Consider the following 2739-nt stretch of genomic DNA (forward strand, 5'->3'; position numbering starts at 1 on the left):
TGAAGGCCTGGAATACCGGCCATCCGGGCGGCATCGCCACCCTGCATGCCAACTCGGCCCTGGGCGGACTCTCCCGGCTCGAACAGCTGATTGGCGAGACCTCGGCGCAGGTGCCGCACGACCTCATCGCAGAAACAATCGACTGCGTCGTCTACATCTCCCGGCGCGCCGGGGTTCACCGCGTCGAGACAGTCGCGCGCATGAACGGGCTCGGGCGTCAGGGCTATGACCTGATCCCCGTCCAGCCGGACCTGCAGCTCGTCCTGCCGAGCCTGCCCTTTTCCGAACCGCTTCTCTCCACCGCTCCAGAAAGGACACCACCCCAATGAAATACAGACTGATCAAAGCCCTGAGCCTGACGGCTTTTGCCGTCGCGCTCACCTTCCCGGCCCATGCGGCTGGCTCCGGCATGCCCTGGGAAGCCCCGCTGCAATCGATCCTCGACTCCATCGAAGGGCCGGTCGCCAAGATCCTCGCAACCATCGTCATCATCCTGACCGGCCTTGGCCTTGCTTTCGGTGAGAGTGGCGGCGGCATGCGCAAGCTCTTGCAGATCGTGTTCGGTCTCTCGATCGCCTTTGCTGCGACCTCGTTCTTCCTGTCGTTCTTTTCGTTCGGTGGCGGGGCGACGCTCTGATGGCGGACAACCGTCCCCTGCCCCCTGGCTATAGCGTGCCGGTGCATCGCTCTTTGACGGCGCCGATCCTGCTCGCAGGGGCGCCACGGCTGGCGACGATCGTCAATGGTACGCTGGCCGCCGCGCTCGGCATCGGCCTGCAGCTCTGGGGCGTGGGGCTCGTCTTCTGGATCGTGGCGCAGGGCATCTGCGTGTTCGCTGCAAGGCGCGATCCGCAATTTGCCGACGTGCTGATCCGGCACATAAGAACGAGGGGCTATTACGCATGCTGAATCTTCGTGAATATCGCGCCCGCCCGGCTGCGCTCGCCGACCATCTCAAATGGGCCTGCCTGATCGCGCCCGGCATCCTGCTCAACAAGGATGGCAGCTTGCAGCGGACCTGTTTCTATCGCGGACCCGATCTTGAAAGCTCGACACCGGAAGAACTCGTCGCCGTCACAGCCCGCATGAACAATCTCCTCAGCCGGTTCGGGTCAGGTTGGGCGCTGCATATAGAAGCGGACCGGCGACCATCCGTCACCTATCCCGAAAGTTCCTGGCGCGACGCAGCCGCCTGGCTGGTCGATGAGGAACGCCGGGCGGCGTTCGAAGAGCACGGGCGCCACTTCGAGACCGATTGCTACCTGACCCTCACATGGATGCCACCGGCCGACCGGACGGCCCGGATCGAGCAGCTCTTCATCGACGATCCGGCAGACGCTCCAGCTGCGTTCTGGAGCGAGCATCTGGCGCATTTCGAAACCGAAACTTCCCGGGCGCGCGACATGATGGCGGATCTGATGCCGGAGGCGCGGTTCCTGGATGACGATGAGACGCTGACCTACCTGCATGCCTGCATCTCGGTGGCGCGGCAGACGGTGAAGGCACCCTCGCTGCCGATGTGCCTTGATGCGCTCATGGTCGATACGCCGCTGACGGGCGGGCTGTCACCCCGCTTAGGGGACGAAACGCTGAAAGTCCTCACGATCAACGGGTTCCCCGCAACCGGCGAGCCCGGGCTGCTCTCAGAGCTCGACCAGCTCGGCTTTGCCTATCGCTGGGTGACGCGGTTCCTGCCCCTCGACAAGCCCGAGGCCGAAAAGACGCTCAATGCCTATGTCCGCAACTGGTTTGCGAAACGCCGGTCGCTTACCTCTTATTTGCGCGAAATCCTCACCAATGAGCCCGCAACACTCCTCAACTCAGATGCCGACAATCAGGCCGCCGATGCCGACGAGGCCCTGCAGGCGCTCGGCGCAGGCCATGTTGCATTCGGCTATTGCACGACGGCGATTGTCGTTCGGCATGCGGATGCAGCGATCGCCGACGACCAGATCCGCGCCGTCGAGCGCGTGATCCGGGGGCGCGGGTTCACCTGCGTTTCCGAAAGCGTCAATGCCGTCGAAGCCTGGCTCGGCACGCTTCCGGGTGAAGCCTATGCCAATGTCCGCCAGCCGCTACTGAACACGATCAACCTTGCGCATATGGCCCCCTTGTCGGCACTCTGGGCAGGGCCGGAGCGCAACACGCACCTGGACGGCCCGCCGCTCCTGATGGCGCGCTCGGCCAGTGCGACACCGTTCCGGCTGGTCACGCATCAGGGCGATGTCGGACACATGATGGTGGTCGGGCCGACCGGTGCCGGCAAGTCGGTCCTCCTGTCGCTGCTGGCCTTGCAATTCCGACGCTACGCCGACGCGCAGGTGTTCATCTTCGACAAAGGCGGTTCAGCGCGCTGCGCGACGCTCGCCCTTGGCGGGACCTGGTATGAGCTGGGCCTTGAGGGCGACCTGGCGTTCCAACCGTTGCGGGCACTGGATAGTGAAGCCGGGATCGCTGAGGCGCAGGCCTGGGTGCTGGGGCTGATCGCTCAGGAGAATGTCGCGGTCACGCCCGAGGTGAAGCAAGCCGTCTGGACGGCGCTGCAGAGCCTTGGCGCGGCGCCTGTCGTGCAGCGCACACTAACCGGGCTTGCCGCGCTCATCCAGATGCCGGAGCTCCGGCAGGCGCTGGAACCCTATACGCTGGCCGGGCCCTATGGCGCGCTGCTCGACGCCGAAGAAGACAGTCTTGCCAACGGAGACATGCTTTGCTTCGAAATGGACGCGCTGATGCAGGACA

Annotated in this window: 4 protein-coding genes; all 4 read left to right on the plus strand. The window is 64.6% G+C overall.

Annotated features, from left to right (window positions below):
* A partial coding sequence (locus tag HY26_RS17115) for an ATPase, T2SS/T4P/T4SS family (RefSeq protein WP_199288565.1) occupies nt 1–329 on the plus strand: 329 nt, incomplete at its 5' end.
* Nucleotides 326–637, plus strand: a complete 312-nt coding sequence (locus tag HY26_RS17120) for a TrbC/VirB2 family protein (RefSeq protein ID WP_034815832.1) — start codon at nt 326–328, stop codon at nt 635–637. The genes HY26_RS17115 and HY26_RS17120, both read left to right, overlap by 4 nt.
* 41 nt (nt 638–678) lie before the next feature.
* On the plus strand, nt 679–909 hold the full coding sequence (locus HY26_RS17125; RefSeq protein WP_370453462.1) for a VirB3 family type IV secretion system protein: 231 nt from the start codon (nt 679–681) through the stop codon (nt 907–909).
* The coding region (locus HY26_RS17130) for a conjugal transfer protein TrbE (RefSeq protein WP_112074210.1) at nt 903–2739 on the plus strand (1837 nt) is incomplete at its 3' end. The genes HY26_RS17125 and HY26_RS17130, both read left to right, overlap by 7 nt.

The organism is Hyphomonas sp. GM-8P (assembly GCF_003263315.1).
Classification (GTDB): Bacteria; Pseudomonadota; Alphaproteobacteria; order Caulobacterales; family Hyphomonadaceae; genus Hyphomonas.

Bases quoted from the DNA above. Each gene is read 5' to 3' on its own strand.
- HY26_RS17120 (WP_034815832.1), top strand. From the start codon at position 326: ATGAAATACAGACTGATCAAAGCCCTGAGCCTGACGGCTTTTGCCGTC.